Origin of the sequence: Streptococcus sp. DD04 (assembly GCF_001578725.1) — a bacterium.
Taxonomy (GTDB): Bacteria; Bacillota; Bacilli; order Lactobacillales; family Streptococcaceae; genus Streptococcus; species Streptococcus sinensis.
This window is the reverse complement of record NZ_KQ968980.1, coordinates 120,925-146,750: the sequence shown is the minus strand read 5'-3', so window position 1 is coordinate 146,750 and position 25,826 is coordinate 120,925. Positions and strand designations below refer to the sequence as shown.

Below are 25,826 nucleotides of genomic sequence, written 5' to 3'. Positions count from 1 at the left end.
TCTAGCTTAGCGAGGATTTCTTTATGCGTTCCGGCATCTAGAACATCCAAAATCGTAATGTTAGGATCTTTGATTTCCAGTAAGTTTGTGATAAAATTTAATTGTTCCATAAGATTCTTTCTAATGATGCTTTGATCGCTTTTCATTATAGGTCTTATGGGACTTTTTTTCTACAATCGAAAGGCTCCATAATCCCTGCGGTGGATTTACCCACTACAGAAATTATAGAGCCATTTTATACTAGCACTTTTAGATAGTATTTATTGGCCAAAAATCTCTTTTGAAAGTCTGCGACCTGTCGGTGTTGTAGCTAGACCACCTTCAGCTGTTTCTCTGAAAGCAGTAGGCAGACTTGACCCGACTTGATACATGGCGTCAATGACTTCGTCAACAGGAATTTTAGATTCGATTCCCGCAAGAGCCATGTCAGCTGCAATAAAGGCGTAACTGGCTCCCATAGCATTTCGCTTGACACAAGGCACTTCGACCAGACCAGCTACTGGATCGCAAATCAAACCCAGCATGTTTTTGATGACAAAACAAATAGCTTGACTGGCTTGAAAAGGTGAACCTCCAGCAGCTAGAACTAAAGCAGCTGCACTCATAGCAGAAGCGGAGCCAACCTCAGCTTGACAGCCACCTTCAGCACCCGAAATTGAGGCGTTATTGGCAATAACTAGGCCAAAAGCGCCTGCGGATAATAGAAAGTTTAGCTGTTCTTCTTCTGAGAGGCCTAATTTTTCAATAGCGGATGTCAGAACGGCTGGCAGACAACCAGCACTGCCGGCCGTTGGTGTGGCACAAACCAGTCCCATTTTAGCATTGTGTTCATTAACAGCAATAGCGTTTTTTGCCGCAGTCAGAACAGTGTGGTCTGACAAAGCTTTTCCTGACTGGATATAGTGGTCAAGTTTTGCTGCGTCTCCGCCAGTCAATCCGCTGCGAGACTTGCTCTCGTCAAGTCCAAGAAGGACAGAAGCTTTCATGACTTCCAGATTGCGGCCCATCAGTCGCAGGACTTCCTCTCTTTCACGACCAGTTAATTCATACTCGGTAGCAATCATCAATTCAGCAACATTTCCTTGGTAATCCAAGTCAGCTTGCTCAACCAATTCTTTGATGGAATAAAACATACTTTCTCCTATTTAAAGAAATTCACATTATGCAGATGAGGAATATTGCGAATTTCATCAATGGCTTCCTCACAGCTGCGGCTGTCAACTTCAATAATCATAATCGCTTTTTCTCCAGCTTTCTCACGGGTAACATTCATCTGAGCTATATTAATATTGTAGCGTGACAGAGCTTCGGTGACATGGGCAATCATACCTGGGACATCCTGGTGGACAATAATGATGGTCGGAGTATTCATGCTCAGAGATACTGAAAAGCCATTCAGCTCTGTTACTTGAATGTTGCCACCACCGATAGAGACTCCAGTCACACTGATTGTTTTACGGTCATTTTTGACTGTAATCTTTGTCGTATTGGGGTGGGGAGCATTGCTATCCTTTTGAATCGTCCAGACAATCTTGATACCGCGTTTATGGGCAATTTCAAGGCTGTTAGGAATCTCAGGGTCATCTGTCTCCATGCCTAAAATCCCTGCGACAAGAGCCAAGTCAGTCCCGTGGCCTCGGTAAGTTTTGGCAAAAGAGTTAAAGAGCTGGAACTCTACTTCCGTTGGTTCGTCGTTAAAAATGGAGGAGACGATTTTTCCGATACGGACTGCGCCTGCTGTATGACTGCTTGAAGGGCCAATCATCACAGGTCCGATAATATCAAAAACAGACTGAAATTTTAATGATTTCATCCTTTTCTCCTTGCTTCATCTATTCTTTTTCATTATACCAAAGTAATAGCAATTTAGCTCGGATTTTTGAATGTGTTTTCAGAAGAGATCTTCAAATGTTTCTGGGAATAGTTGAGTAATTTAAGGGAGTCGTATAAAAAAATATAATTGAACTTCTATTTTTATTGATTTCTCATCATTTTTTTACAATCTATTCAAACAAATATAAATAAGGTGTTTTTATTCGTTTGTCAATATGGCTGTAATAAATTTAACTCAAGCAATAAATACCCGTAACAAAGAAAAGATAAGATAGAAATATCATTGAAAAGGAGAATTCTATCTATGAATTTATATTTTAAAAAACAAAATAAAATGCTAAAGGCAGGTTTTCTCGGTGTAATTGCATGTGCTGCTGTTTTTCTTCCAGTTGTGGCCAATGCAGAAAGCTATACGGTCAAATCAGGCGATACCTTGTCATCAATTGCTGCTTCACATCAGACGATCGTTGAGAAGATTGCTGAAAAAAATAAGATTAGCAATATTAATTTAATTAGTGTTGGGCAGATTTTAGAATTGGACGAAGCTGCATCTGAGCAAGTAACTGCTGAGAAATCAGCTAAGACTGAAGAAACGTCAGTAAATTCAAATTCTGGTTTGAACAACGAGGACGCTGAAGCTAAGGAATGGATTGCTCAAAAAGAGTCCAGCGGCAGTTATACAGCACAAAATGGGCAATACTATGGTCGCTATCAATTAACCATTACCTATCTAAATGGAGATTTATCACCAGAAAACCAAGAGAAAGTGGCGAATGAATATGTAACGAATCGCTATGGTTCATGGTCAGCTGCTAAAAATTTCTGGTTAGCCAATGGCTGGTATTAAAAAGGTTAATCTTTAGACTGGAGTTAGGCTAGGACATTTCTCCTAGCCTTTTGTTTTACAAGCTTCTCTTTTGCAGCTAAAAAAAGATGATCAAGTTGTTGGTTTACAAGATTGTCAACGTAATTTACATCGTGGAAAATCTTAAAATTTGAGGAAATTCTATCCGTTGTCCTACTTGTTAAATCGTGATATAATAGACTTTGCTCAAACGACCTTCAATCGTTGAAAGCACAGCACGACCTTCAATCGTGAAATAACGAAAAGATGGGAGAACACAATGAGTGATAACTCTAAGATTCGTGTCGTTGTTGGTATGAGCGGGGGTGTAGATTCATCAGTAACTGCTTTGCTCTTGAAAGAGCAAGGTTACGATGTAATTGGCATCTTCATGAAAAACTGGGACGATACAAATGAATTTGGTTTCTGCACAGCCACAGAAGACTACAAGGATGTAGCAGCTGTTGCAGATCAGATTGGCATTCCTTACTACTCTGTCAACTTTGAGAAAGAGTACTGGAATCGCGTTTTTGAATACTTCTTGGCGGAATACCGAGCTGGTAGGACTCCAAATCCAGATGTCATGTGTAACAAGGAAATCAAGTTTAAAGCCTTCCTTGACTATGCCTTGACACTGGGTGCAGATTACGTTGCAACAGGTCACTATGCTCAGGTGAAGAGAGACCAAGATGGCCTAGTACATATGTTACGTGGCAAGGACAACAATAAGGATCAGACTTACTTCCTAAGCCAACTGTCACAGGAACAACTGCAAAAGACTATGTTTCCTCTGGGTCATTTAGAAAAGCCAGAAGTTCGAGCAATTGCTGAAAGAGCTGGTTTAGCTACAGCTAAGAAAAAAGACTCGACAGGTATTTGCTTCATTGGTGAGAAGAATTTTAAAGAATTTCTGAGTCAATATTTACCAGCCCAGCCTGGTCGCATGATGACCTTGGAAGGCAGAGATATGGGCCAGCATGCTGGGTTGATGTATTATACCATTGGCCAGCGAGGTGGTCTTGGAATTGGTGGTCAGCAGGGCGGTGACAACGAGCCTTGGTTTGTGGTCGGAAAAGACCTTAGCCAAAATATTCTTTATGTCGGTCAAGGATTTTATCATGACAACTTAATGTCAACTAGCCTTGACGCTAGTCAGGTTCATTTCACAAAAGAAATGCCAGAAGAATTTACTATGGAATGTACAGCTAAGTTCCGTTATCGTCAGCCGGATTCCAAGGTAACAGTTACTGTAAAGGGTGACAAGGCTGTTGTCAACTTTAATAAACCGCAAAGGGCTATTACTCCAGGTCAAGCAGTTGTTTTCTATGATGGGGATGAGTGCCTAGGTGGAGGCTTGATTGACAGAGCTTATAAGAATGGTCAAGTATTACAGTACATTTAAGTAACTACAAGAGGAACGAGAATGTTTCACTTTTTTAAGAAGAAAAGTGATAAGAAGGAAGAACTTGAAACTCTTTCTGACTATAAGAAGCAGTATTTGGATGAGAAAACGACAGAATCTATAGAAGCATTAATTAAGGTATTAAAGCAATCTAAAGTTTGGCTTCCCTTCAATGCTTATCTAATGGATGAGAGTGAAGGTCAAGAGGGTGTTCGCCTAAAAACCGGTATTCTACAGAAGGGAGATGATTATTTCTATCCCTGTTTCTCAAACTAACAAGAGATTCCAAAAGAATACTATGATCGCTTTTCTTGGTTGCAACTACCTGTCACAGATTGTTTGTTTGCAGCTAAGGGCAGAGGGAGATTTGCAGTAAGAGTGATTGTTTTGGATGTTTTCTCTGAATCTGTCGAGATTGATAAAGAAGCTTTGAAGCGATTCGCCAATCTTAGTTGCTTTAGATTGACAATTTCGCTCAATTTGCTACAATAAAATAAGCAATACCTATGATGGTCAAAGCTCATGGATGTTGCAGGCTTTTTGTCCTGCGCTTCTAGAGACTTGGCCTTTTTTGGTGAAAAAATGAAGGAAAAAGAAATGACACACAATTTTACTGAAAGTTATGATATCGTCGTGATTGGAGCAGGCCACGCCGGAGTTGAGGCGTCTCTGGCTGCTAGTCGCATGGGTTGTAAGGTTCTATTAGCTACCATTAGTATTGATATGTTAGCCTTTATGCCTTGCAATCCATCTATCGGAGGATCTGCTAAAGGCATTGTTGTCCGTGAAGTAGATGCTTTGGGCGGTGAGATGGCTAAGAATATTGACAAGAGCTACATCCAGATGAAGATGCTCAACACGGGTAAGGGACCAGCAGTTCGGGCTCTCCGAGCGCAGGCGGATAAGGAGCTCTACTCTAGGGAAATGCGGAAGACGGTTGAAAATCAAGAAAATCTGACCCTGCGCCAAACCATGATTAATGAAATCTTGGTAGAAGATGGCAAGGTAATCGGAGTCAAGACAGCAACATCTCAGGAGTATGCAGCTAAAGCCGTTATTGTCACAACAGGAACAGCTCTGCGGGGAGAGATTATTATTGGCGATCTCAAATATTCATCTGGTCCCAACCACAGTCTGGCAGCGATTCCGCTGGCGGATAATCTACGTGATCTAGGTTTTGAAGTTGGCCGTTTTAAGACAGGAACGCCTCCGCGTGTCAAGGCGGCATCCATTAACTATGATGCGACCGAGATTCAGCCAGGTGATGAAAAAGCCAATCATTTCTCTTATACGTCTCGTGATGAGGACTATGTCAAAGATCAAGTGCCTTGCTGGCTGACTTATACCAATGCAGAAAGTCATGAAATCATCCAAAACAATCTTCATCGGGCACCTATGTTTTCAGGTGTCGTTAAGGGAGTAGGTCCACGTTATTGTCCGTCTATTGAGGATAAGATTGTTCGTTTTGCGGACAAGGAACGCCATCAGCTTTTCTTAGAGCCTGAGGGCCGCGATACAGAAGAAGTTTATGTGCAGGGGCTGTCAACTAGTTTGCCAGAAGATGTACAGAAAGACTTGGTTCACTCTATCAAAGGTCTAGAAAACGCTGAGATGATGCGGACAGGCTATGCCATTGAATACGATATGATTATGCCCCACCAGTTGCGAGCAACTTTGGAAACCAAGAAAATTTCAGGCCTCTTTACAGCAGGTCAGACCAATGGAACATCCGGATATGAAGAAGCAGCAGGTCAAGGAATTATCGCTGGGATTAATGCTGCTTTGAAAATCCAAGGTAGGCCAGAGTTGATCCTGAAGCGCAGTGATGGTTACATTGGAGTCATGATTGATGATTTGGTGACCAAGGGAACCGTAGAACCATATCGACTCTTGACTAGCCGAGCGGAGTACCGTCTGATTCTCCGCCATGACAATGCAGATATGCGTTTGACAGAGCTGGGACGAGAAATCGGTCTGGTAGATGACGAGCGTTGGGCGCGTTTTAAGGTTAAAAAGAATCAATTCGACAACGAGATGAAACGGTTGGAATCTATTAAACTGAAGCCTGTCAAGGAAACCAATGCCAAGGTAGAAGAGCTTGGGTTTAAAGCTCTGACAGATGCAGTGACTGCTAAAGAATTTATGCGGCGTCCGGAAGTGTCTTATCAAGATGTGATTCAGTTCATTGGTCCAGCGGCAGAGGAGCTTGATGAAAAGATTATTGAGCTAATTGAGACAGAAATTAAGTATGAAGGTTATATTTCTAAAGCTCTGGATCAGGTTGAGAAGATGAAGCGTATGGAAGAGAAGCGTATTCCAGCCAATATTGACTGGGATGACATTGATTCGATTGCGACAGAAGCACGGCAGAAGTTTAAGAAAATCAATCCAGAAACGATTGGTCAGGCTAGTCGGATTTCTGGTGTCAATCCAGCAGATATTTCTATTTTGATGGTCTACTTAGAAGGTAAGTCTAGGAGTATTTCAAAAAATAAAGAAAAACAAAATCACGTTTGAAAGTTTAAACCTGATTTCTTGTCATGGAAAGATTGACACCGTTGTAAATAAATCGTCAATTTCTATTTTGGTTTGTAAATGAAGATGCAATAAATGAAAACGCTATGTGCTCAAATGATAAAAAAATAGGATATAACAATCTAGTCTCAACAATTAATAAATGAAGGTTATTATCAATGCTTGAAATGATAAAAATAGTATACAGATGATGCAAAAAGAATCAGAATTTTCTTTTAAAATCTCACTCTTTTGTCAATTAAGTTTACAATTTTGACAACGAAAAAGTAAACAAGCAGTGTCTAGTTTAGCATTTTAAAGTTTTTACAATCATAATCATGTCGAATATCTTTTTTGAAAGTTTATTTTCTTTATCTGACTATCTCAATTTTAGTTGATTTCTACAATGAAAGTATGATGTAAACTCGCTTTTTTCTTGGATTTATGGTAAAATGGCGGAATAAGAGGTCTGTGATGGAAAAAAAATCGTTTTACCCCTGTGAATCTAGCGATAACAGGAATCATTTCTTTTATAATATTAACTATCTGTTTACGCTTGTTTGGTGACAGTTTTTCAATGATTGTTGCGCTTTTTGCTGTATTATCAGCCTTAACTATCCTTTTTATTCAACAACAGAGAATCTCTAAATTGGATGAAATTGAACAGATTCATTTTGTCAATCATCAGGCAGAAGCTAGTTTGACTGCATTACTAGATAAGATGCCTGTGGGAGTTATCAAGTTTAACGAAGAGAATGAGGATGTTGAATGGTTTAATCCCTATGCTGAATTAATTTTTATAAAAGAAGACGGGAATTTTGATACAGCACTGCTGCAAACTATTTTACAAGCAGCTTATTCAGGTACGGGACACTACGCAACAGTAGGTGATAAGAAATACTCTGTTTATTTAGATTCGGTTTCGAATGTAATTTATTTTTTTGATGCTTCTAACGAGTATGAAGCAACTGTTGGTTTAGTGACAACCCGTCCGGTTATTGGGATTGTCTCAGTCGACAATTATGATGACTTGGAAGATGTGGTTTCAGACTCAGATATTAGCCATATCAATAGTTTTGTTGCTAACTTTGTTGCGGAATTTTCTGAGCAATTTCATATGTTTTATCGTCGGGTGGGGATGGATCGTTATTATCTATTTACGGATTATACGGTTTTGGAGCAGCTGATGGATAATAAATTTTCGATTATTGATCAATTTCGTGCAGAGGCCAAGAATCGGCAACTTCCCTTGACGCTTAGTATGGGCTTTTCTTATGGGGATGGTAAGCATGATGAGATTGGTAAAACTGCTCTCCTTAATCTTAACTTAGCTGAGGTACGAGGCGGAGACCAGGCGGTTGTCAAAGAAAATAATGAAACGAAGAATCCAGTCTATTTTGGTGGCGGAACAGCTGCGTCAGTGAAACGTACTCGAACCCGAACCAGAGCCATGATGACAGCTATCTCAGATAAAATAAAAAGTGTGGATCAGGTTTTTGTAGTTGGTCATAGAAATCTTGATATGGATGCCTTGGGTTCCTCGCTTGGGATGCAGCTCTTTGCTAGTAATATTATTGACCAAGCTTACGTTGTCTACGACGACCAGCAGATGGCGTCAGATATTCAGCGGGCAATCAAAAAATTGAGTCTAGAAGGTGCGGATTATCTGCTGACACTCTCTGAAGCTATGAATAGGGTGACTAGTCGCTCGCTCTTGATTATGGTGGACCATTCTAAGTTGGCTCTAACTCTCTCCAAAGAGTTTTTTGACCGATTTAGCCAAACAATCGTGGTGGACCATCACCGTCGGGATGAGGATTTTCCTGAGAATGCAGTTATTGCTTATATTGAAAGTGGTGCTAGTAGTGCCAGCGAGTTGGTGACGGAGCTGATTCAGTTTCAAAATTCCAAGAAGAACCGCTTGAATAAGATTCAGGCTAGCATTCTTATGGCTGGCATAATGCTGGACACCAAGAAATTCACTTCGAGAGTGACGAGTCGAACCTTTGATGTGGCCAGCTATTTGCGAAATCGTGGTAGTGATAGTGTCGTCATTCAGGATATTTCTGCGACAAATTTTGAAGAATATCGAGCAGTCAATGAGCTGATTCTCAACGGTAAGAAGATTTTGCCAAATGTGATTGTAGCATCTGGGCCTGATAATACTAGCTATGATACAGTTGTGATTAGTAAGGCGGCTGATACGATGCTAGCCATGTCGGGAATTGAGGCAACGTTTGTAGTGAGTAAAAATACCGAAGGTTATGTATCCATTTCAGCTCGCAGTCGCAGCAAAATTAATGTTCAGCGGATTATGGAGAAAATGGGCGGTGGTGGGCACTTTAATCTTGCAGCTGCGCAAGTTAGTGATCAGTCTATTTCTGAAGTTACCCAACGCTTAAACCAAGAGATCATGGATCAAGTTATAAAAAATGAAGAAATAATTGAAAAGGGGAATTGAAATGAAAGTTATTTTTTTAGCAGATGTGAAGGGAAAAGGGAAAAAGGGTGAGATTAAGGAAATGCCTACGGGCTACGCTCAAAATTTCTTAATCAAGAAAAACTTGGCTAAGGAAGCAACTGCACAAGCTATTGGGGAGTTGAGAGGAAAGCAAAAATCTCAAGAAAAGGCTCATGCAGAGATGGTGGCAGAGGCTCAGGCTATTAAAGCCAAGCTGGAAGAGGAAGCTACTGTTGTTGCTTTTACTGAGAAGGTCGGACCAGACGGACGGACTTTTGGTTCTATTACCAACAAAAAAATTGCTGATGAACTACAAAAGCAATTTGGTCTGAAAATTGACAAACGGAATATCAAAGTTGACTCTCCAATTCGTTTGATTGGTTTGATTGATGTTCCTGTAAAAATTTACCAAGATGTGACGAGCGTAATTCGCCTGCGGGTTACGGAAGGGTAAAAAGTTATTGAAGGAAGGATTCACCTATGGCAGAGATTGATGAATTGCGAGCTCAGCCTCAAGATATTTTAGCAGAACAGTCTGTATTGGGCGCCATTTTCATCGATGAGAGCAAACTGGTCTTTGTCCGTGAATATATTGAGCCTGGAGATTTCTTTAAATATGCCAATCGTTTGATTTTTAAGGCGATGATTGACTTGGCGGATCGAGGGGACGCCATCGATGCGACCACCGTTCGCAATATTTTGGACAGCCAAGGAGACTTGCAGAATATTGGCGGCTTGAGCTATCTAGTTGAAGTCGTTAATTCTGTGCCGACCTCTGCCAATGCAGAGTATTATGCTAAAATCGTCTCCGAGAAAGCAATTTTGCGCCGGCTGATTTCGCGTTTGACGGAATCCATCAACCAAGCCTATGATGGCGAGAAACTGTCAGAGGAAATCATTGCGGGTGCAGAAAAAGCCTTGATTGATGTCAGCGAAACGGCCAATCGCAGCGGTTTTAAAAACATCCAAGATATTCTCAATCTTAACTTTGCTAATCTAGAAGCACGTTCTCAGCAAACTACTGATATTACAGGGATTGCGACGGGTTACCGTGAGTTGGATAAGATGACGACGGGCTTGCACGAAGAAGAGTTAATCATCCTAGCTGCTCGTCCTGCGGTCGGAAAGACGGCCTTTGCCCTCAATATCGCCCAGAATATCGGAACCAAGCTGGATAAGACGGTGGCTATCTTCTCCCTAGAAATGGGGGCAGAGAGTTTGGTTGACCGGATGCTAGCTTCAGAAGGAGTGATTAATTCTCATTCCATTCGTACTGGGCAACTGACAGATGAAGAGTGGCAGAAGTATACCATTGCAACGGCGAATCTGGCTAATGCTAGTATTTATATTGATGACACGCCAGGGATTCGGATTACTGAGATTCGTTCGCGGGCTCGCAAGCTGTCTCAGGAGACAGGGAATCTCGGGTTGATTTTGATTGACTACCTGCAGCTGATTACGGGAACGGGGCGTGAAAACCGCCAGCAGGAAGTTTCGGAAATTTCCCGTCAGCTTAAGATTTTGGCTAAGGAGCTCAAGGTGCCAGTGATTGCCCTGAGTCAGCTCTCGCGTGGCGTGGAGCAGCGGCAGGATAAGCGACCAGTGCTGTCTGATATTCGGGAATCAGGTTCCATTGAGCAGGATGCGGATATCGTTGCCTTCCTTTACCGGGATGACTACTATGAGCGGGCCGGCGAGGAAGAGGAAGGCATTCCGAATAATAAAGTCGAAGTTATTATTGAGAAAAACCGGAGCGGAGCACGTGGAACAGTTGAGCTGATTTTCCAAAAAGAATATAATAAGTTTTCAAGTATTTCTAAAAGAGAGGATGTATAGTATGAGTGATGCATTTACGGATGTAGCAAAAATGAAGAAAATCAAGGAGGACATCAAGGCACATGAGGGGCAGATAGTAGAAATGACTCTAGAAAATGGCCGCAAGCGCCAAAAAAGTAAACAGGGCCGCTTGATTGAAGTTTACCCTTCTTTATTTATCGTTGAATATGCAAATGAAGGGGGACAACCAGGTGAAATTACGAACACCTATGTGGAATCTTACACTTATTCAGATATTTTGACAGAGAAAAATTTAATTCGTTATTTTGACCAAGAATAACATGTAATTCCAGAACTTTGTATTGCTTTCTAGAGTTGGGTAAAAAGTCCCAACTTTAAGGAACAGTTCATTTCTGGGATTTTTTCTTAGCCTGAACATGTTTTGCTAAAGATAGCAAATGAGGGCTGGACTGGCTGATTGGCTGACAATAATTATATTTCAGCAAGGGGAGGATTCTTTGTCGGAATCCAGTGCTTAGTATCAATCATAGAAACAAGTTTTAAGAGAACTGAGAATGGCTTTTGTAAAGAAAAAGGTTGGTAAAAGAAATGATTAAAAATTTGGTTTTTGATTTAGGAAATGTTCTGATTGAATGGAATTCTGAGAAAATCTTAACGTATTTTGAACCTGAAAATGAGCGGCGCCAGGTCCTTAGAAAGTCCATTTTTGAGTCGGGTATCTGGCATAAGACGGACAAGGGAGAGCGGAGTTTGAAAGAAGCCTGTGAGGAAGCACTGGCTCAGCTAGATGCTTCCTATCATTCTGCAATTAAGAACACCTTTTACCATTGGTATGAGGTCGTGCAAGTTTACAGTGGTTTACAGGAGAAGATTCGGATATGGGCTAATCAGGGCTATCGCATTTACATCTTGTCAACCACTTGCGAGATTTTTTACCATATTGAAAAAGCTGGTTTGTTACCAATCTATCCACTGCTTTCGGGCTATATCCTCTCATCAGAGGTCGGGGTTGTCAAGCCAGAGTCAGAGATTTATCAAAAACTGCTAAAAAAGTACAATCTGGATCCAGTGGAATCCGTCTTCATTGATGATATTCAGGCTAACTTAGATACGGCAGCTGAACTGGGTTTTGAAACCATCTTATCCACAAGCGAGACAGACAATATAAGGGCTTTGGAGGCTTTGCTAGCTGCGAAAGGAAAGTTTGACTAAACTATGAGATTTCATATTCATCTGCAATTGGAAGTGGTGAAACCAAGCTCCAACCTTGACAATTGCTGATGATTGCGCTATCATAGTCCTATATATGGGAGTCTGTGTACAGTCTGAGAGGAAGTGTAAGCTTCGACCGCACCTGATCTGGGTAATGCCAGCGTAGGGAATTATGCAAGAGAAATCAGAGGTATTTTCGCGCACTTTTCCATATATGGAAAAGTTTTTTTGTTATTAGTAGAAAAGGAGATAGGAGAATGCAGGGCAGCATCGCTTTACAGATCCTTCCTTTGTCACATGATGTGAATCGTTTGGCAGTCATAGAGGAAGTGATTGAGTTTTTGCAAAAACAGCCAGTGAAGATGGTCGTGACGCCTTTTGAGACAGTTCTAGAAGGGGAATGGGAGACCTTATTTCCTATTCTGCAGCAGGCGATTGAGCTTGCAGGCACTCAGGCAGACAATGTCTTTGCTAATGTGAAAATAAATTATGGAAAGATTTTAAGTATTGATGAAAAACTTGAAAAATATCCTGCGACAGCAGATTAGCCTTTTTGGTATGCTGGGAATTCTTGTCATCTGGCAGGTCATGGGCTGGCTCAAGCTCTTACCCAAGTTTATCCTTCCGACACCTCTGGAAATCGGTCAGGCCTTTATCAGAGATGCAGGCTTTCTAGCAGGTCATAGTTGGGCGACCTTAAAAGTAGCCTTGCTGGGTTTAGTCTTGGGTGTCATCTTGGCCTGTATACTAGCTGTACTCATGGATAGCATGAGCTGGCTCAATGATTTGATTTACCCAATGATGGTCGTGGTCCAGACTATTCCGACCATTGCTTTGGCGCCAATTCTGGTTCTCTGGCTGGGGTATGGGATTTTGCCTAAGATTGTGCTGATTATTCTGACGACGACTTTTCCGATTATCGTCAGTATTCTGGATGGTTTTCGGCATTGTGATCGGGATACTCTGACTCTCTTTGAGCTTATGCAGGCCAATCGCTGGCAGATTCTCTGGCATTTTAAGATTCCAGCTAGTCTGCCTTATTTCTATGCGGGCTTGCGCGTCAGTGTTTCCTATGCCTTTATCACGACCGTGGTTTCCGAATGGCTGGGCGGTTTCGAAGGCTTGGGTGTTTATATGATTCAATCCAAGAAACTTTTCCAGTACGACACCATGTTTGCTATTATCATATTGGTTTCGGTTATCAGCCTCGTGGGGATGAAGGTGGTGGCTGTTAGTGAAAAATATGTCATTAAATGGAAATAGGGGCTCAGCTCTGCTATTTTCCAAAAGAAGAAAAGAGGATTATGATGAAAAAAACTTATAAAATGTTGCTGGCAGGTTTGGCTGCCGTGTCTATCTTTGGCCTAGCGGCTTGTGGTAAGTCAGGCTCAGAGTCTGCTAGCAAGGATAAAAAGATTGATTTTATCCTAGACTGGTCACCTAACACCAACCATACTGGCCTTTATGTGGCTCAGGAAAAGGGCTACTTCAAGGAAGCAGGCGTGGATGTGGATATCAAGTTACCGCCTGAAGATAGCAGTTCGGATTTGATTATCAACGGCAAGGCACCTTTTGGTATTTACTTCCAGGACTCCATGGCTAAAAAACTGGATAAGGGTGCAGAAATCACAGCTGTCGCAGCCATTGTAGAGCATAATACTTCGGGCATTATTTCCAAGAAGTCTGCAGGGATTACAAGTCCTAAGGATCTGGCTGGGAAGAAATACGGCACCTGGAATGATCCGGTGGAGCTGGGCATGCTCAAAACCTTGGTCGAAAGCCAAGGCGGCCAGTTTGATGAGGTAGAAAAGGTCCCTAACAATGATTCTAATTCTATTACGCCGATTGAAAATGGTTTGTTCGATGCGGCGTGGATTTACCATGGTTGGGACGGCATCATGGCTCAAACTCAGGGCATGGATACAAATTTCTTTTATATGAAGGACTATGTCAAGGAGTTTGACTATTATTCTCCAGTCATCATTGCCAATAATGATTATCTCAAGAAGAATCCGGACGAGGCGAAAAAGGTCCTGCAGGCTATCAAGAAGGGTTATCAATATGCCATGGAGCACCCTGAAGAAGCAGCGGATATTTTAATCAAGCATGCGCCAGAGCTGAAAAGCAAGCGTGACTTTGTCTTGGCTTCTCAAAAATATCTGTCTGATCAATATGCATCGGATAAAGAAAAGTGGGGTCAGTTTGAGGCTAGCCGTTGGAATGCCTTTTACAAATGGGCCAAGGATAATGACCTTGTAAAAAATGACTTGAGCGATAAAGGATTTAGCAACGATTATATAAAATAATGACAGAAATTAAACTTGAAAATGTAAGTTATGCTTATGATGAGCAGCAGATTTTGAAGAACATCAGCCTACAGGTAGAAGCAGGCCAGGTCGTAGCGATTTTGGGGCCTAGTGGAGTCGGGAAAACGACCCTCTTTAATCTGATTGCGGGGATTTTGGAGGTGCAGTCAGGCAGGATTATCCTAGACGGGCAGGAAAATCCCAAGGGCCGGGTGAGTTATATGCTGCAGAAGGACTTGCTGCTGGGGCACAAGACAGTGCTGGGGAATGTTATCTTGCCCCTCTTAATCCGAAAGGTATCAAAAAAAGAAGCGACGGAGCAGGCAACTCAGATTTTGAAGGAGTTCGGGCTCTTTGATGTGGCTGATAAGTATCCACATGAGCTGAGTGGAGGGATGCGGCAGCGCGTGGCTCTGCTAAGGACCTATATGTTCGGGCACAAGCTATTTCTTCTGGACGAGGCCTTTAGTGCTTTGGATGAGCTGACCAAGATGGAGCTGCACACTTGGTATCTGGATATTCATCGTAGGCTGGGTCTGACGACTCTCCTTATCACTCATAGCATCGAGGAAGCTCTGGCTCTCAGCAACCGCATCTATATTCTGAAAAATCGCCCTGGACAAATCGTGGCAGATCTTCAGCTAAGCTGGTCAGACAGCGAGGATAAAGAATTGCAGAAGCTACGATACAAGCAGGAGATTTTGAAGATTTTGGGAGTAGAAAAGTAGGTGAAAAATCCGTTTCTCATAAGAGTTACGGATTTTTAGCTTTTTTAACTAGTCTTTTTTCAAAAATTTATCTCTATAATATTGGAAGTAAGTTTTTTTACCTGTGATCATTACAATTCTTCCTTCTAAACCATAGCGGAGTTGCTTAGCTTCTTGGTCTGTCAATGTAGTCTCTGCTTCTAATTTAAAAAAATTTCCTTTTTCTGTCTTGCTTGCAGTAGTATCGATGTTGCTAATCTTGGAAGTCAGAGTTTCTTGCTTGTTAATATCGTTTATGGTTGTGAAGCGAATAGGGTTACCGACTTTAAGATGAGCGATATCCTTGGAAGAAATATAAGCGGTAATCTTAATTTTCTTTTCCGTGGTTAGGACAGGATAGAGTTGGGCAAGGAGGCTTCCTTCGGATACTAAGGTAGAATGGCTAGTCTCAGGATTGAGGTGAAGTATCCCATTTTCAGGTGCTGTAATGACAGTTTTTTGAATCATCCCATCTTGCACCTTTCTTTCAGTTTCTGTTTCAAGAATTTTTTGCTCTAAATCAGTTAATTCTTGAGCAACCTTAGTTAGTTGCTGAGCTTTGAGTGATTCTAGCTGACTGTTTAATCCACTCGAGTAGGCTTGTCGAGCACCTGAACCTGCATATTGGATGCGGTAGCTTGCCAGTGTTCCTTCTAATTGAGCAATCTGTGTATCTGCTTGTGCCAGTATTTGATTTTTTAGCTGGTCTTGCGTGTCCATGTTTACTTGTGCTTGATAGGTTTGGTAGAGGGAATAGCCCGCGTTACTACCATCTACTACTGAGTCATTTTGGATAGCTGCCTTGACTGACTTGTAGTCTGAAATTTTAGCTTGGGTCTCAGAAATGAGTTTTGCAATCTCTGTCTGTGCACTGCTAGCAGCGGCATTTTGTGAAGCGATAGCTGCGTTTTGCTGGTCGGTATTACTACGGAGACTGACTGCCTGACTTTGATAATCCCGAAAAGATTGCCGGTAGCCAAAATTATCAGCTTCTGGGAACTGATCATTCCCAGTTTGGAGACTAGCTTGTAAATACTCCAATTGTTTTTTCTGATCTTGGAGCATATCTAGCTGGTTAGAGTAGCTAGCCTTCTGTAGCTCTTCTGCTCCATTTTGATATTGAATGAGCAGGTCACCTTGTTTGACACACTTGTTTTCTGCGAGATGATTCATAATGATTGTATTATTACTCGTGGACTGGATGTTAGAAATGATGCGACTAGGCTCCAGACTGGCACTTGATGAGACAGTAATCTCTTTTTGAGCAAAGAGTCCGAAGAGTAGGGTAAAAAGAAAGAGTAAAGTAATAGGAATAATAACCCTACTAGAGAAATTGTGATAGCGACGGTTGTAAAACTCAGCGCTTTCTAAAAAATCTTGGGTCACTAGGTTCTCCTTTCTAGCTATTGACCAGATTGGCATAGAAGCCGCCCTGATCTAGCAGATCTGTATGGCTGCCCTGCTCTACAATGCGGCCGTGATCCATCACTACGACATGCTCGGTTCGCTCGGCAATTGTCAGACGATGGGCGATAAAAATCAAGGTTTTATCCAAAGCTAGCAGATTATCAACAATTCGTTTTTCTGTTAAAATATCCAAGCTGCTAGTAGCCTCATCTAAAATCAAAATAGGAGCATCCGTCAATAGAGCCCTTGCTAAGGCGATTCGTTGACGTTGGCCGCCCGAAATTCCAGCTCCATCAGAGGTTAGCTCAGTCTGGTAACTTAGAGGCATATTTTCAATGTCTGCACGAATCTCTGCTAGTTCGACAGCACGCAAAACATCTTCTTGCGTAGTGCCTTCTTTGGCGCCCAAAAGCAGGTTGTCCATGATCGTGCCGTTAAAGACATAGGGCTGTTGTGGAAGATAGTTGATATGCTGGCGGAGCGTATGTTTGTCAATCTGATTGAGTTTAACCCCACCTAGACTAATCTGTCCAGAATTTGGGTCGTAAAAATTGACCATCATTTTAGCCAGCGTAGTTTTACCTGAACCAGAAATCCCAACAAAAGCAACCTTTGATTTCTGCTTGATGGTTAGGTTGATATTGGCTAGAACATCTCGTCTATACCCATATTTGTAGCTAACATTTTTAAACTCAATGTCGCCTGTCATCAAACTAAGATCAGATATGATCTTTTTCTCCTCAAACTCAGATTCTACTAAATAGACCTCGTTGAGTCGATTATTAGCTACCTGAGCTGTTTGGAGTTTGGTTTGGAGATTGATGATGTTTTCTAGCGGATTTGTGAAATAGATTAAAAGAGTGTTGTAGGTGATGAGCTGTCCCAGAGTCATCTGCTTATTCATGACCAGCCCCGCCCCCATCCACAGGATAGCAACATTCAGAAGTAACTGAGCTACTTTTTTTAGCGCTTTTTGCTGACTTTCTGCTCTACTATAGACAAAGGACTTTTTTAAATAATCTACAAATTCTCTATCAATCTTCTGATAGCGAAGTTTTTCACTGGTAAGAGACTTAATAGTCTCCATGCCGTTAATATCCTCAATAATGGAAGAGGATAGCACAGCATTGGCCTCCATAGTGTCACGGTTCATCTTTTCAAAGGGTTTCATAAAGGCAAAGATAAGGAGTGTGTAGATAGGTAGGGCCAAGAGACTAATAAAAAAGAGGTTGGTATTTTGTGAGAACAGGACTACTGAGATGATTAGTACGATTGAAACATCGAGAAATATAGATAAGATGGTACTTGCAAGAGCATCAATGATACTATTGGCATCAGTAAAACGAGAAACGATTTCTCCTGTCCGCCGTGTTGCAAAGAAAGACATTGGAAGGTGAAAAACATGCTTGATATAGGACAAAATGACATCAATAGACAAACGTTGTCCCAAAACCAAAAGTAAATAATCCTGAGCGTAACTCAAAACTTGCTGTAAAATATACACCAAGACCAAGCCTAGCGAGATGATCCCTAGCGTACTCCGCATCTGGTCAGGTACATAGGTGTCGATAATAGACTGGAGATAGTAGGAACCAATAATGTTGATGATGGTCACCAGAAAGGTTGCAAGAACGATATTGGTCATCAAGCTCTTTTGTCTAATCAAAATAGGAAGGAAAGAAAGAAGTCCTTGCTTTTGCTCTTTGTGCGGTTTGTAGTCAGGCGTCGGTGCTATGAATATTGCCACTCCTGTCCATTCTGACTCAAAATGTTCCCTAGGTAGCTTGGTCATCTTGACCGTAGGGTCAGGGTCAGCAATATGGATAAATTTCTTATCTTGCCCAGTCACTACATAGTAGTGTAGCAATTTGCCATTTTTGACTACATGCGCTACGAAAGGGTAAGTTAAGTCATTGTGCTCAAAGAGGGACATATCTGCTCTTATGGTTCGCGTCTCAAAGTTTAGCTTCTCAGCGACCCTAACCAAACCAAAAGCTGTCGTGCCCTCCATGGTAGTTTTGGCTAACTCTCGTAGATGCGCTAGTGAGTAATAGGAGCCGTAGTAACCAAAAACCATGGCCAAAGATGTCACGCCGCAATCCATTTGGTCCACCTGAGGACGGTAGTGTCGACGGCGAAATTTCATAGAAGTCTCCTTTTGAAAATATTTTTTGCAGTTATATAGGCTCTGTTGCATTTTAACAATTTGCATCGTATATTGAAGCCTCATATAATGAATAAGTCTATTATAATGTAAACTGTCATTACAAAAACAACTGAATCCCAAAAGTTAAAAAGTGTGCCTGAATGGTAGTTGAATGCCAATGACAAAGTGGACTGATATAGCCCTTCTTTCAGCTGTTTTCTGATTTTACCCCTTTACATTCTTCATATTTCATGGTACAATAGCCTTTGTGTGAAATAGCAGCAGGAAAGCATGAAGCTCGTCAACAGAACATCAGCTATAAAAGTAGCCTTAGCTGTTTGGGCGAAAATGTTCTGCACGAATCAGAGCTTTCTAAGTGACTATTTCCACCGAAATAATATTATTAGGAGGACATACATATGTCACGTTATACAGGACCATCTTGGAAACAAGCTCGTCGCCTTGGCCTTTCACTTACAGGTACAGGTAAAGAATTGGCACGTCGTAACTACGTACCAGGACAACACGGACCAAACAACCGTTCTAAATTGTCAGAATACGGTTTGCAATTGGCTGAAAAACAAAAACTTCGTTTCACTTACGGTGTAGGTGAAAAACAATTCCGTAACTTGTTCGTACAAGCTACTAAAATCAAAGAAGGAATCCTTGGTTTCAACTTCATGCTTCTTCTTGAACGTCGTTTGGACAACGTAGTTTACCGTCTTGGTCTTGCGACTACTCGTCGTCAAGCTCGTCAATTCGTAAACCACGGTCACATTCTTGTTGACGGCAAACGTGTTGATATTCCATCATACCGCGTAACTCCAGGTCAAGTGATCTCAGTTCGTGAAAAATCATTGAAAGTTCCAGCTATCCTTGAAGCAGTTGAAGCAACTCTTGGACGTCCAGCATTCGTATCATTCGATGCTGAAAAATTGGAAGGTTCATTGACTCGCTTGCCAGAACGCGATGAAATCAACCCAGAAATCAACGAAGCGCTTATCGTCGAATTCTACAACCAAAAACTTTAATTTCAATTGGAAATTTATTCAGAAGCCGATTTTGGCTTCTTTTTTATTAGTCCAACAAAAAGAGCCTGAAGCACAAGTATCTCAGGCTATGCATAGTTTATGAGGACTATAGCATCTTTAAAAGAAGATGAGCCATTTGTTCGGGACTTTCTTTTTTTCCCCGAGAAATCCACATCTGGCAGACTCCAAAGAAGGCATTGGAGAGGTAGACGGTGCTATATTCCTTTTCAATTTGACTATAGACTTTTTTGCTAAAACGCTCTTGCAAGCTTTCAGATAGCATGATTTGAAGTTTATGACGCAGGAAATTTTGGATTTCCCTGGTGCCATTTTCCGTCAAGAGGGCAGCCAGAAGGGGCTCTTGGGTCAGGAATTGAAAGACTTCCGTGATAGCTACCGCGATATCTTCTTGATTATTTTCAAAGATGTGTTCTAGTTGATGAAAGAGCCCTTGCTGATAGCGTTCAATCATATCATATTTATCTTTGTAGTGGGTATAAAAGCTACTGCGACTGATACCGGCAGCTCTGGCCAATTCGACCGTTGTGATGTGGTCAAATGATTCCTTATGCAACAATTCAACCATGGCCTTCTCAATGATAGCCTTGGTTTTTTTACGTTTATTACTTTCTATCATCCGCATTTTTCCTTTGCTGGTGAATTATACAAAATTAGACAAGGTGTTCAAAAAATAAATTTTCTACTTGCCTTAATTTTTTTATTGTGTATAATCTATTATATCAAATTTTTAGACAAGGTGTATAAAAAGGGGAGAAAAAATGTTTAAAGAATGGAAAGCTATCTTCAAAAAATCGAAGGTTATTGTGGTGATGCTGGGAATTTCCTTGATTCCGGCTTTGTATAATGTGATTTTTTTGAGCTCCATGTGGGATCCTTATGGCAAACTTTCTGATTTACCAGTAGCGGTGGTCAATCAGGATCAAAAGGCGAGCCTATATGGACAAGACCTGTCCATTGGTTCAGATATGGTCCAAAATATGAAGAAAAATGCAGCGCTGGATTTTCATTTTGTGGATGAGGATCAGGCAGAGAAGGGGCTGGAAAAGGGAGACTATTACATGGTAGTGACTCTTCCCAAGGATCTATCAGCCAATGCGGCTAGTATCTTGAGCAATCAGCCTAAGCAAGTCACGATTCACTATCAAACATCCAGTGGCCATAGTTTTATCGCTAGTAAAATGAGTGATTCTGCCATGACTTCGATGAAGCAGTCGGTCAGTCAGAAGATTACGAAAAGCTATGTGACAAGCCTTTTTGCTAGTATGGATAAGCTAAAAGGTGGACTTGGAACAGCCGCAGATGGGACAGCTAAATTGGCCGAAGGCAGTCAGGAATTATCAAATGGCGGTCAAAAGCTTTCTACTAACTTAGAAAGTCTAGCTCAGTCCAGCCTTACTTTCTCAGATGGAGCCACAGCGCTGTCAACTGGTCTGGTAGCATACACAAATGGAGTGGCTCAGATCAATGCTGGCTTGCCAACTTTTACTAGCAAGATGATGGAATATACAGATGGAGTTGGGCAGCTTTCAGCTGGTGCCAGTCAATTAACAGCTCAGTCAGAAACTTTACTGAATGGAACTAACCAACTGACGGGCAATTCACAGGAATTAGTCGCAGGTGTGGAGCGACTAAACAACGGTTTGGCAGCCTTGCAATCATCCGTCAATAGCAGTGTTACTGCTAATCAGGAAAAGGTTGCTCAGTTGACGGCGGGTCTAGATCAGCTCAATACAGCCATTCAGAATGCTGCGGCGGGAACGAGCTTGCCAACGGAAACAATCACGGCTTCTCTCACGACGATTGCGACCAATGCCCAGTCTTTGGCAAGTAGTGCGCAAAGTGATCGGGCGGCAGCCGTGGCGGCTTTGGAGGGAACAGCTGCTTACCAAAAGCTTTCTGCCAGTGAGCAAGAAGAACTAAAAGTAGCTCTAGCAGGTGGCACGGATTCTAGCAGCAGTGCGGCGGCAGCCATTGTACAGGAAGTCCAAGCTATCCAAACGAATCTGCAAGGACTGCAAACAGCTAGCAGTCAGGCAAGTCAGCTGTCGGCAGCAGCCAATCAAGTCCTGCCAGGTGCTTCAGCTATGATTAGTGGTCTCTACGGTGGTCTAGGTCAGGTAAATGAAGCTCTGTCCTCTGCCAGCACTGGTTCAGCGACCCTTTCTCAAGGCATGACAGCCTATGCAGGCGGACTTTCTCAGGTTGCACAGGGAGTAACAGCTTATACAGCGGGGGTCAATCAGCTTTCTCAAGGAGCAGCCAATCTAGCTAGTCATAATGACCAAGTGACTTCTGGTATCGGTCAGATTAGCTCAGGATTTGCTCAGCTAAATGATAAATCATCTATTTTGGTCACAGGCATGCAAAGATTAACTACAGGTGCCAATCAAATGGCGGATGGTTCTCAGCAGTTAGCAGCTGGCGGTTTAACCTTGAGCGGTGGGCTGGGAGACTTGTCAATCGGTGCTCAGACTCTAAATACAAGCTTGACGGATGCCAAGGGACAATTATCCGAGCTTTCTGTGACAGAGGACAATGCTGCTGCTTTGGCTGGTCCTGTTGAGCTGAAAAAAACAGACAAAGATCAGGTTGGTAAAAATGGTGTTGGTATGGCTCCGTACATGATTTCTGTTGCTCTTTTTGTAGCGGCGATTTCGACCAATGTCATTTTCGGTACGCTGCCTTCTGGTCAGGTTCCAACTTCCCGTAAAGCTTGGCTCAAGGCTCGTCTGGAGGTCAATGGTTTGATTTCTATTTTGGCAGGAATCTTGGTCTATGGAGCGGTTCATTTGATTGGTCTTGAGGCCAACTATGAATGGACGACGTTAGCATTAACCGTTTTAGCCAGCATGGCCTTTATGGCGGTTGTGACGACTCTGGTCACTTGGGATAGTAAGGTCGGGGCCTTTGTCTCCTTGATCCTCTTACTCCTGCAGCTGGCTTCCAGCGCTGGTACTTATCCGCTGCCTCTGACGGCGGAAATCTTCCAAGTGCTCAATCCGATCTTACCGATGAGCTATGCGGTGTCAGGACTGCGGGAAACAATCTCGATGAATGGTCAAATCGGAGGCCAACTAGCCTTCTTGACCGCGACTTTACTACTTTTCATGGCCTTAGGCACAATAGCCTATCGTCCTGATAAGAAAGAAATTATTTAAGATAGAGTAGGCTGGTTTCTTTGTGAAAAGAAAAACTTGGTTTTGTGAAGAGAACCAAGTTTTTTTAGTTTCACGTGAAACGGTTGCTAAATAGCAGAATAATCGATTTTGTAGATTTTCTTCACAAGTCTATTTTATTTGTTATGAAAATCAGAATGTTTTGTTTTCTTTAAGTTTTCTTTATTCTTGCTTTAAGTTTTCATCCGTAAAATGGCTCTAGTTACAAGAAAGAGGAAAAATCCATGGCTAAAAAAACATTTAAAGATAAATTTCAACGATTTGAAACCAAATACATTATTTCCAAAGAAACTTTGGCCGATTTATTGACCGAGTTTGAAGGCCATCTGGTGGAGGATGAGCATGCTTATTCGACCATCAATAATCTTTACTACGACACCCCGACCTATCAAATGATTCGTGAGTCTTTAGAAAAGCCCTATTTTAAAGAAAAATTGCGCGTGCGGACCTACGATGAAAAGCCGAGAGAAGACAGTCAAGTCTTTTTGGAAATCAAGAAAAAGGTGCGCAAGATTGTCTACAAACGTCGCATTTCGATAGATCTAGTGGCTGCAGAGGCTTACTTGGAGGGCGATCACAGTAAGATTGAGGATTGTCAGATTCGTGAGGAAATCGACTGGCTGAGTCAGCGTTACGGTGGCGTACAGCCCATGATGTATATCTACTACAATCGTTATTCTATGAAGGGGATCGAAGATCCAAATGTTCGGATTACCATTGACCACGATTTGACTTACCGCAACTATGATTTGAGCCTTTTGCATGGTCATTACGGGGAAAATCTTCTGCCGGATCATCATGTGATTATGGAAGTCAAGGTGCCAGGAGCCTATCCACTCTGGCTAAGTGAGATTTTGGATCGCCATCAGGTCTTCCCAAGCTCCTTTTCCAAATACGGCGTTGCCTACAAGAAAACGACAGACTATAAAGGAGTTGTAAATCATGCTTAATCACTTATTTTATGATGTTTTCACCGATACGGCCGTGGATCCGGCTATGATGATGCTGGCAATTGGAGTGTCCTTGCTTTTGGGCTTGGTTGTTGCCAAGGTTTACCAGTTTAAGACGGTTTACAGCAAATCCTTTGTGATGAGTTTGGCGCTCTTGCCGACCTTGATTGCGATTGTCATCTTCTTGGTCAATGGAAGTCTGGGAGCAGGGGTTGCCGTCATGGGGGCTTTCAGCTTGATTCGTTTTCGTTCCGCACCTGGAGGAGCCAAGGAACTGGTGTCCATTTTCCTAGTTATGACAATCGGGATTGCCATCGGAATGGGCTATCTGGTCTTTGCGACCGTCTTTACCCTCATCATGTCGCTCGTCATGCTGCTGCTTGAGGTGGTCAATTTTGGACAGATGAAGCATTCCATGCGCCAGCTGACTGTCGTCATACCAGAAAGTCTGGACTATGAAAGTATTTTTGATGATATTTTCAACAAAGCTGCCAATCATGTTGAACTAGCCAATGTCAAAACCTCTGATATGGGAAGTTTGTTCAAGATTAAATACATCATTCAGCTGAATGGTCGAATGACCGAAAAAGAACTAATTGATGCCCTGCGCACGCGCAATGGCAACCTAGAGATTGCTATCAGCCGCTACATCACGAAAGAAAATGAATTATAACTAGAAAGAGGCCAATCATGAAAACAGGCAAGAAAAAAATATTTCAGAAAATAAAACTAATGGTGTCCCTAGCGCTGATGAGCGTTAGCTTGGGGGCTTGTAGCTTGACCAGCCAATCCAGCACAAGTACGAGCACTAGCACCAGTACCAGTCAAACAGCTACCAGTACGACAAAGACGGATACATCTAGCTATTTCACGGATCGTGATCAAGATGCTTCTTATGATGAGTCGACAGCAACCAAGATCAGCTTGAGTGGCTCCACAGCCAAGGTATCCGGTGACGGAGCGAGTGTTTCTGGCTCAACGGTGATGATTACGGCAGCTGGGACTTATGTCCTCTCTGGCAGTAGTGAAAATGTGCAGATTGTCGTCAAGGCTGGCGACCAAGACAAGGTGCAAATCATTTTGGATGGCGTGACTATGACAGGGACGGATGCAGCGATTGTGGTAGAAAATGCAGATAAAACCTTTATTACCCTAGCTGAAGGCAGCAAGAATAGCATTTCTGACTCGGCCAATCACACCAATACTGACTACGATGCGGCCATTTACAGTAAGGACGACTTGACCTTCAACGGCTCAGGCAGTCTGACCATTGAAGGAAAATACGGTAACGCGGTCGAGTCTAATGATGATCTGCGTATCACAGGCGGGACTTATACGATTAAAGGCTACAAGAATGGCTTATCAGCCAATGATGCCATCAATATCAAGGAGGCTAGTTTGGATATTACCGCGACGGAGGATGCGATCCATGCGGATAACGATGAGGATACTTCGCTCGGAAATCTCTATATTCAGTCCGGTACCATTACGATTAATGCCGGAGATGACGGTCTTCATGCTAGCAATGCAGCAGTGATTGACGGTGGCACCATCACAGTCAAGTCCAGTGTCGAAGCTTTAGAGGGAACAAATGCCACGATTAATGGCGGTACACTTGATCTTTATGCGACGGATGATGGGATCAATGCAGCTAGTACAGCGACTGGGGCTGAGATTTTCATCAAGATTACTGGTGGCGACATCAAGGTTGAGGTCGGCCAAGGCGATACAGATGCCCTTGACTCCAACGGCGATATCATCATGACAGGAGGAAACCTAGCTATCACATCCACGGTATCTGCCTTTGACTTTGATGGCAAGGCTACCTATACGGGAGGGACTATCACGGTTAATGGGCAAACCCGAACCGAAATCACAGCAGATGGCCCTGGTGGCGGCGGTGCCCCAGGCGGACAAGGTGGCGGTCCCGGTGGACATTGATTAGAAAAAATCTAAGCAAAAATGAACCGCACCCCAAAT

22 protein-coding genes and 1 pseudogene are annotated in these 25,826 nt (G+C 42.4%); 18 read left to right on the top strand and 5 right to left on the bottom strand.

Annotated elements, in window-relative coordinates; all coding sequences use genetic code 11:
- Positions 1–260: 260 nt before the first annotated feature.
- Both sdaAA and sdaAB read right to left on the bottom strand, forming a co-directional pair.
- Positions 261–1,133 (bottom strand): L-serine ammonia-lyase, iron-sulfur-dependent, subunit alpha, encoded by an 873-nt coding sequence (gene sdaAA, locus STRDD04_RS08820; RefSeq protein ID WP_062201610.1) that lies wholly within the window; start codon positions 1,131–1,133, stop codon positions 261–263.
- 8 nt (positions 1,134–1,141) lie between these two features.
- Positions 1,142–1,813: an L-serine ammonia-lyase, iron-sulfur-dependent subunit beta gene (sdaAB, locus tag STRDD04_RS08815; RefSeq protein ID WP_062201608.1), complete on the bottom strand. Its 672-nt coding sequence runs from the start codon at positions 1,811–1,813 to the stop codon at positions 1,142–1,144.
- A gap of 324 nt (positions 1,814–2,137) precedes the next feature.
- On the opposite strand from sdaAB, the gene STRDD04_RS08810 reads away from it, so the two are divergent.
- The 13 genes and pseudogenes from STRDD04_RS08810 (at position 2,138) to STRDD04_RS08750 (ending at position 15,097) form a co-directional block, all read left to right on the top strand.
- Positions 2,138–2,680, top strand: coding sequence for an aggregation-promoting factor (locus STRDD04_RS08810; RefSeq protein ID WP_062201607.1), 543 nt, complete (start codon positions 2,138–2,140; stop codon positions 2,678–2,680).
- A 277-nt stretch (positions 2,681–2,957) separates the two neighbouring features.
- Positions 2,958–4,079: a tRNA 2-thiouridine(34) synthase MnmA gene (gene mnmA, locus STRDD04_RS08805; RefSeq protein ID WP_062201605.1), complete on the top strand. Its 1,122-nt coding sequence runs from the start codon at positions 2,958–2,960 to the stop codon at positions 4,077–4,079.
- A 21-nt stretch (positions 4,080–4,100) separates the two neighbouring features.
- The gene (locus STRDD04_RS11545; RefSeq protein WP_231853924.1) at positions 4,101–4,355 is read left to right on the top strand and encodes a hypothetical protein; all 255 of its coding nucleotides are present in this window, start codon (positions 4,101–4,103) and stop codon (positions 4,353–4,355) included.
- Between the two features lie 321 nt (positions 4,356–4,676).
- Complete coding sequence (gene mnmG, locus STRDD04_RS08795) at positions 4,677–6,596, top strand: tRNA uridine-5-carboxymethylaminomethyl(34) synthesis enzyme MnmG (RefSeq protein WP_062201672.1); 1,920 nt, start codon at positions 4,677–4,679, stop codon at positions 6,594–6,596.
- Between the two features lie 441 nt (positions 6,597–7,037).
- Positions 7,038–9,054: pseudogene (locus STRDD04_RS08790) on the top strand (DHH family phosphoesterase).
- 1 nt (position 9,055) lies between these two features.
- The gene (rplI, locus tag STRDD04_RS08785) at positions 9,056–9,508 is read left to right on the top strand and encodes a 50S ribosomal protein L9 (RefSeq protein ID WP_062201601.1); all 453 of its coding nucleotides are present in this window, start codon (positions 9,056–9,058) and stop codon (positions 9,506–9,508) included.
- 26 nt (positions 9,509–9,534) lie between these two features.
- Complete coding sequence (gene dnaB, locus STRDD04_RS08780) at positions 9,535–10,890, top strand: replicative DNA helicase (protein WP_037615013.1); 1,356 nt, start codon at positions 9,535–9,537, stop codon at positions 10,888–10,890.
- Position 10,891: 1 nt separating this feature from the next.
- Positions 10,892–11,170 (top strand): Veg family protein, encoded by a 279-nt coding sequence (locus STRDD04_RS08775; RefSeq protein WP_062201599.1) that lies wholly within the window; start codon positions 10,892–10,894, stop codon positions 11,168–11,170.
- A 269-nt stretch (positions 11,171–11,439) separates the two neighbouring features.
- Complete coding sequence (locus tag STRDD04_RS08770; RefSeq protein ID WP_062201671.1) at positions 11,440–12,063, top strand: HAD family hydrolase; 624 nt, start codon at positions 11,440–11,442, stop codon at positions 12,061–12,063.
- Between the two features lie 257 nt (positions 12,064–12,320).
- A complete protein-coding gene (locus STRDD04_RS08765; RefSeq protein ID WP_062201597.1) occupies positions 12,321–12,611 on the top strand; it encodes a thiamine-binding protein in 291 nt (96 codons plus the stop codon).
- Positions 12,574–13,326 carry an ABC transporter permease gene (locus STRDD04_RS08760; RefSeq protein ID WP_062201594.1) on the top strand — a complete coding sequence of 251 codons (753 nt, stop codon included), beginning with the start codon at positions 12,574–12,576 and terminating at the stop codon, positions 13,324–13,326. The genes STRDD04_RS08765 and STRDD04_RS08760 overlap by 38 nt, the downstream gene beginning before the upstream one ends.
- Positions 13,317–14,369 (top strand): ABC transporter substrate-binding protein, encoded by a 1,053-nt coding sequence (locus tag STRDD04_RS08755; RefSeq protein WP_197460091.1) that lies wholly within the window; start codon positions 13,317–13,319, stop codon positions 14,367–14,369. The genes STRDD04_RS08760 and STRDD04_RS08755 overlap by 10 nt, the downstream gene beginning before the upstream one ends.
- A complete protein-coding gene (locus STRDD04_RS08750) occupies positions 14,369–15,097 on the top strand; it encodes an ABC transporter ATP-binding protein (protein WP_062201592.1) in 729 nt (242 codons plus the stop codon). The genes STRDD04_RS08755 and STRDD04_RS08750 overlap by 1 nt, the downstream gene beginning before the upstream one ends.
- Positions 15,098–15,145: 48 nt before the next feature.
- On the opposite strand, the gene STRDD04_RS08745 is transcribed toward STRDD04_RS08750, so the two are convergent.
- The gene (locus tag STRDD04_RS08745) at positions 15,146–16,501 is read right to left on the bottom strand and encodes a bacteriocin secretion accessory protein (RefSeq protein ID WP_156469081.1); all 1,356 of its coding nucleotides are present in this window, start codon (positions 16,499–16,501) and stop codon (positions 15,146–15,148) included.
- A gap of 13 nt (positions 16,502–16,514) precedes the next feature.
- Positions 16,515–18,668 (bottom strand): peptide cleavage/export ABC transporter ComA, encoded by a 2,154-nt coding sequence (comA, locus tag STRDD04_RS08740; RefSeq protein WP_062201588.1) that lies wholly within the window; start codon positions 18,666–18,668, stop codon positions 16,515–16,517.
- A 419-nt stretch (positions 18,669–19,087) separates the two neighbouring features.
- Here comA and rpsD point away from each other — a divergent pair, with 419 nt between their 5' ends.
- On the top strand, positions 19,088–19,699 hold the full coding sequence (gene rpsD, locus STRDD04_RS08735; RefSeq protein ID WP_062201586.1) for a 30S ribosomal protein S4: 612 nt from the start codon (positions 19,088–19,090) through the stop codon (positions 19,697–19,699).
- Between the two features lie 106 nt (positions 19,700–19,805).
- On the opposite strand, the gene STRDD04_RS08730 is transcribed toward rpsD, so the two are convergent.
- Entirely contained in the window at positions 19,806–20,336 is a 531-nt protein-coding gene (locus tag STRDD04_RS08730; protein WP_062201584.1) for a TetR/AcrR family transcriptional regulator, read from the bottom strand.
- A 142-nt stretch (positions 20,337–20,478) separates the two neighbouring features.
- On the opposite strand from STRDD04_RS08730, the gene STRDD04_RS08725 reads away from it, so the two are divergent.
- The 4 genes from STRDD04_RS08725 to STRDD04_RS08710 all read left to right on the top strand — a co-directional run bounded on the left by STRDD04_RS08725 (position 20,479) and on the right by STRDD04_RS08710 (position 25,787).
- Positions 20,479–22,878, top strand: coding sequence for a YhgE/Pip domain-containing protein (locus STRDD04_RS08725; RefSeq protein WP_062201582.1), 2,400 nt, complete (start codon positions 20,479–20,481; stop codon positions 22,876–22,878).
- A 242-nt stretch (positions 22,879–23,120) separates the two neighbouring features.
- Entirely contained in the window at positions 23,121–23,846 is a 726-nt protein-coding gene (locus STRDD04_RS08720; RefSeq protein WP_062201580.1) for a polyphosphate polymerase domain-containing protein, read from the top strand.
- Entirely contained in the window at positions 23,839–24,519 is a 681-nt protein-coding gene (locus STRDD04_RS08715; protein WP_062201578.1) for a DUF4956 domain-containing protein, read from the top strand. The genes STRDD04_RS08720 and STRDD04_RS08715 overlap by 8 nt, the downstream gene beginning before the upstream one ends.
- A gap of 17 nt (positions 24,520–24,536) precedes the next feature.
- On the top strand, positions 24,537–25,787 hold the full coding sequence (locus STRDD04_RS08710) for a carbohydrate-binding domain-containing protein (protein WP_062201576.1): 1,251 nt from the start codon (positions 24,537–24,539) through the stop codon (positions 25,785–25,787).
- Positions 25,788–25,826: the final 39 nt, after the last annotated feature.